This window comes from Rubellimicrobium mesophilum DSM 19309, assembly GCF_000600335.2.
Lineage (GTDB): Bacteria > Pseudomonadota > Alphaproteobacteria > Rhodobacterales > Rhodobacteraceae > Rubellimicrobium > Rubellimicrobium mesophilum.
In genome coordinates, this window is record NZ_KK088528.1 from 1 (window position 1) to 5,273 (window position 5,273).

Genomic DNA, 5,273 nt, shown 5'->3' on the forward strand with positions numbered 1-5,273 from the left:
CCAGCCCGGTCGTCTGGCGCAGCGGCAGCCCAAAGAGCGCCTTCAACATCAGGCACGCCTGGATGGCAGCATCCGAGAAGGTGGTCGGACGCCCGCGCCGGCCACTCGGGGCGGCGATCCACTCCATCTCGGGATCAAACCAGACCAAAAGCGAGCCGCGCTGCTTCAGGGCTTCACTGTAGGCGCGCCAGTTGGTCGTGCGGTAGGTCGGAGGGTCAGGCTTGGGCATCCTCATCCACTAACCCACTCAGCCTCCAAGAGGAATCCCGCAGGATTTGCGCAACAGAGCCACGTGGATCTTATCCGTACTCAGAAGGCTCCCTTAGGTCTTCTGCCGGACGAGGACGGAGCGTTTGTTGAGGTACCTTCAGATGACTACCGCTCAATTCGGCGCGCGGTACTCACGCCTGAGGAGATCGACAAGTTTGTGATGTCTTGAAGGCCGCATTGCCTGACTCTAACTTGCATGTGTAGTTAAATAGGGGTGACTAATCGTCACCCCACCACCCGTCCCAACGCCCCATCGACCGCCCCCACGATCTGATCCAGATCGTCCTTCGTCGCTACGAGGCTCGGCGCGAAGAGCAGCGTGTTGTTGTAGCCCGGCATGGACCGGTTGCTGGCGCCGATGATGACGCCCTGGGCGAGGCAGTCGGCGACGACGGCCTGGACCTGCTTCTCGGGCAGGGGCTCGTGGGTGTCGCGGGAGGAGACCAGCTCGGCGCCCTGGAAGAGGCCCAGGCCGCGGACCTCGCCCACGCAGGCGTGGCGGTCCATCAGCTCGCGCAGCTTGCCCTGGAGGTAGGGGCCCATGGCGGCGGAGTTCTCGACGAGGCCCTCCTCCTCGATGATGGCCATGTTCTCCATCGCCGCCGCCGGGCCCGCCGTGCAGCCGCCGAAGGTGGAGATGTCGCGGAAGTAGCCGAGGCGGTCGGTGTCGTCCTTGAACATCTCGAAGACGCGGTCGGTCGTGACCGTGCAGGAGATGGCGGCGTAGCCGGAGGCGACCCCCTTGGCCATGGTCACGATGTCGGGCTGGATGCCGTACTGCTGGTAGCCGAACCAGGTGCCGGTGCGCCCGAGGCCGCAGACCACCTCGTCGATGTGGAGGAGGATGTCATGCTTGCGGCAGATCTCCTGCACCCGCTCCCAGTAGCCCTTGGGCGGGACGATGATGCCGCCGCCCGCCGTGATGGGCTCCAGGCAGAGGCAGCCGATGGTGTCGGGGCCCTCGCGGAGGATGACCTCCTCGATGGCGTTGGCGGCGCGCTCGCCGTAGCCCTCGCCGCCCTGGTCGCCGGCCTGGTATTCGAGGCAGTGGGGGACCTGCACGAAGCCCGGCGCGAAGGGCCCGTACATGGCGTTCCGCTCCTGCTGGCCGCCGGCGGAGAGGCAGGCGAGCGTGGTGCCGTGGTAGTCGCGGTCGCGGTAGAGGATCTTGGACTTACGGCCGCCGTGGTGCTTGGCGCTGATCTGGCGGACCATCTTCCAGGCCTTCTCGTTGGCCTCGGAGCCGCTGTTGGAGTAGTAGACGCGGGTGAGGCCCGGCATCTTCTCGATCAGCCGCTCGGCGAACTGCGCGCCGGGGATGGTGCCCTGGGCGCCGGCCCAGAAGCAGAGCTTGAGGATGTTGTCGCGCACGGCGTTGGCGATCCGCTCGCGCCCGTAGCCGACGTTCACGGTCCAGACGCCGCCGGACACCGCGTCGATGTGCTCCTTGCCCTTGATGTCCCAGACGCGGAGGCCCTTGCCCTCGACCATGATGCGGGGGTCCACGGTCTCGAAGGGCTTGTGCTGGGTCAGGTGGTGCCAGACATGGGCGCGGTCGGCCTCGATGACGGCGCGGGGGTCGTTGGTGCGTTCGTAGAGCGTGTCCATCGGAGGGCCTCGTGATGCTGGATTGCGCGGCACTCTGCCCCTCCGGCGGGCCACGTTCAACCCCGGCCCTTGGCCGATAGCGGCATCACGACAGGAGCTGTCGTGAATGATGCGGAAAGGGGCTTCCCGACGCCGGGGCAACCGTGCTCATACTCCGCTTGGGGCCGGGACGCCCCCAACGCAGGGAGATGGGAATGACCAAGGGATCAAAGCTGGCCGGGCTTCTCCTCGGCGCGGCGCTGCTGGCGGGGCCGGCGCTGGCGCAGGAGGACGGGATCACCGTGGCCTACTTCCTCGAATGGCCGATGCCCTTCGAGTTCGCGAAGGTGCAGGGCCTCTACGAGGAGGCGCTGGGCGTCCCGGTGGAATGGGTCAGCTTCGACACCGGCACCGCCATGTCGGCGGCGATGGCGGCGGGCGACGTGGACATCGCGGTGAGCCAGGGCGTGCCGCCCTTCGTGGTGGCGACGAGCGCGGGGCAGGACCTCCAGCTCCTCGGCATCGCGGTGAGCTATTCGGAGAACGACAACTGCGTGGTCCGGTCGGACCTGGAGATCGACAAGGACAACGCGGGCGAGGCGCTGCCGGGCAAGAAGGTGGCGGTGCCGCTGGGGACGGCGGCGCATTACGGTTTCCTGCGGCAGATGGAGCATTTCGGCGTGCCGCTCGACAGCCTGGAGGTGGTGGACATGGCCCCGCCCGAGGGCGCGGCGGCGCTGGAGCAGGGCTCGGTGGATATGTTCTGCGGCTACGGCGCGGCGGTGACGCGGGCCAAGGAGGCGGGCAACGTCCTGCTGACCGGCGCGGAGAAGGAGGAGCTGGGCATCCTCGTCTTCGACGTGATCTCGGCGCCCGCCGCCTTCGTGGACGAGAACCCGGACCTCGTGGCCAAGTTCCTGCAGGTGACCGGCGAGATGAACGACCGCTGGAACGCCGGCGGGGCCGGGGCGGACGAGATGCTGCCCGTCATCGCGCAGGACGCCGGCATGGACGAGCAGGCGACGCGCGACTTCATGGCGACCTTCAGCTTCCCCTCGAACGCGGACCAGTTGGGCGAGAAGTGGCTGGGCGGCGGCGTGCAGGAGTTCATGAAGGGCGTGGCGCAGGTCTTCGTCGACGCGGGAAGCATCCCCTCGGCGCTGGACAGCTACGACGGCGTGGTCGACGCCGAGCCGCTCAAGGCGGCGGGCGCCATGTGACCCCTGCCGGGGGCGGGCGGACCGCCCCCGGACCTGCCCGCCATGAGCCATCTGGTCATCGACAGCCTTTCCATGCGGTTCCGCCCCCCCGGGGGCGGGGTCGTGGAGGCCTTGCGCGACATCGACCTCTCGCTGGAGCGGGGGGAGCTCATGTCCGTCCTCGGCCCCTCGGGCTGCGGCAAGACCACGCTTCTCAACATCGTGGCCGGGTTCCTCGCGCCGAGCGCGGGGCGGGTGACCCTGGAGGGGCGCGAGGTCACGGGGCCGGGCGCCGAGCGGGGCATGGTGTTCCAGCAGGGGGCGCTGTTCGAGTGGATGAGCGTCCGCGACAACGTGGGCTTCGGGCCGCGCATGAAGGGGATGCCGAGGCGCGAGCGGGCGGGGATCGTGGATCACCTGCTGGAGACCGTGGGCCTTGGGGGCTTTGGCGACAAGGCGGTCTATGAGCTCTCGGGCGGGATGCAGCAGCGAGTGGCGCTGGCGCGGTGCCTCGCCAACGACCCGGAGGTGATCCTGATGGACGAGCCGCTGGGGGCGCTGGACGCGCTCACGCGCGAGAAGATGCAGGGGCTGGTGCTGAAGCTCTGGCAGGAGACCGGCAAGACCATCGTGCTCATCACCCATTCGGTCGAAGAGGCGCTTCTGCTGGGCGCGCGGCTCGTCGTCATGGCGCCACGTCCGGGGCGGGTGTTCCGCGACTACCGGCTGCCTTTCGCCGCGATGGGGGCGGGGCAGGACCTGCGGGTCGTGAAGCGCGAGCCCGAGTTCGCCGCCCGGCGCGAGGAGATCCTCTCGATGATCTGGGACATGGAGGAGGAGATCATGGGCCGCGCCCCCGGCGGGGCGGTGCCCGCGTGAGCGAGTTCCTGGGGGAGGCCGCCGAGGTCCTGGGGGCGTCGCTGCGTGTCCTGCCCTGGCTCGCGGCCTATGTGGGGCTGATCCTGCTCTTGCTGCTGGTCGCGCGGGGGGTCGGGCGGCTGTTCGGGCGGCGGGGCGACGCGATGCGGCGGACCGTGGCCTTCGGGGACGCGGGGGCGGTGCGGTCCTCGCCGGTGGCCTCGGTCCTGTCGGTGGCGGCGATCTTCCTGCTCTGGGCGGCCTTCACGGGGTCGGTGCTGGTGCCGTCCTGGCTGCGGGCGCCGGCGGCCTTTGTCGGCGAGGGGCGTTTGACCTACACCGCCGAGGCGCCGGACGGGACGCGCGACGACGCGACGGTGACCGTGGTCGTGCATCCGGACGGGGAGGAGCCCGAGGCGCCGGAGGTCCCGCCGGGCGAGGGCTTCGCCAAGGACGACGCGGTGCTGATCCAGGCGCAGCGGAGCGAGCTGGTGCAGGCGCAGGACAACGACGAGGTGACGGGCGACGACGGGGCGAAGGTCGTGGCCCTGAACGGGATCCCGGTCGAGCCCGGCGGCGCGCGGGTGGACCTGGGCTGGGGACGCGCGGGCCTGACGGCGCGGGGGACGATCAACGTCGCGCCCGATCCGGGCTGGCAGATGGAGGCGATCTGGCTGCCGCCGCCCGAGGCGGTGGTCGCCCGGCTTGTGGAGATCGCGAAGGGCGGCTACCGCAACGCCTCGCTGGCGGAGCATCTGGGCTATTCGCTGTTCCGGGTGGTGACCGGGTTCCTGCTGGGCGCCATCGTGGGCATCCCGCTGGGCTACGCGATGGGCCTCTCGGGCTGGTTCCGGGGCTGGTTCGACCCGATCGTGGAGTTCATGCGGCCGGTGCCCCGCTGGCCCTGATCCCGCTGGTCATCATCTGGGCGGGGATCGGGGAGGTCGGGAAGATCGTGCTGCTGTTCCTGGCCTCGCTCTGGATCATGGCCATCGCGGCGCGGTCGGGGTGTCGGGCGTGCGGCTGAGCAAGGTCCACGCGGCCTATTCGCTGGGGGCGTCGAAATGGCAGGTGCTGCGGCACGTCATCGTGCCGAACTCGCTGCCCGACATCTTCACCGGCGCGCGGGTGGCGATGGGGGTCTGCTGGGGGACCGTGGTCGCGGCCGAGCTGGTGGCGGCGAACCAGGGGCGGGCATGATGATCATGGCTGCCTCGAAGTTCCAGCAGACCGACGTGGTGCTGATGGGGATCATCCTGATCGGGGTGATCGGCTTCGGGATCGACCTGCTGATGCGCTGGGCGGAGCGGGCGCTGGTGCCCTGGAAGGGGCGGGCGTAGGGCGGGGTTCACCCCGCCA

Annotated in this window: 4 protein-coding genes and 1 pseudogene; 3 read left to right on the forward strand and 2 right to left on the reverse strand. The window is 69.7% G+C overall.

Translation table 11 applies throughout. From position 1 onward, the window contains the following. A partial coding sequence (locus RUMESO_RS02045; protein WP_037277707.1) for a transposase occupies positions 1-229 on the reverse strand: 229 nt, incomplete at its 3' end. A 266-nt stretch (positions 230-495) separates the two neighbouring features. Next, the gene (locus RUMESO_RS02050) at positions 496-1,878 is read right to left on the reverse strand and encodes an aminotransferase family protein (protein ID WP_037277700.1); all 1,383 of its coding nucleotides are present in this window, start codon (positions 1,876-1,878) and stop codon (positions 496-498) included. Positions 1,879-2,072: 194 nt separating this feature from the next. On the opposite strand from RUMESO_RS02050, the gene RUMESO_RS02055 reads away from it, so the two are divergent. From RUMESO_RS02055 to RUMESO_RS02065, 3 genes and pseudogenes are all read left to right on the forward strand, one after another. Then, on the forward strand, positions 2,073-3,077 hold the full coding sequence (locus RUMESO_RS02055) for a taurine ABC transporter substrate-binding protein (protein WP_037277702.1): 1,005 nt from the start codon (positions 2,073-2,075) through the stop codon (positions 3,075-3,077). Between the two features lie 42 nt (positions 3,078-3,119). Next, positions 3,120-3,935 (forward strand): taurine ABC transporter ATP-binding protein, encoded by an 816-nt coding sequence (locus RUMESO_RS02060; RefSeq protein ID WP_037277704.1) that lies wholly within the window; start codon positions 3,120-3,122, stop codon positions 3,933-3,935. Positions 3,936-3,976: 41 nt separating this feature from the next. Beyond that, a pseudogene (locus RUMESO_RS02065) lies at positions 3,977-5,254 on the forward strand (ABC transporter permease). Positions 5,255-5,273 lie beyond the last annotated feature (19 nt).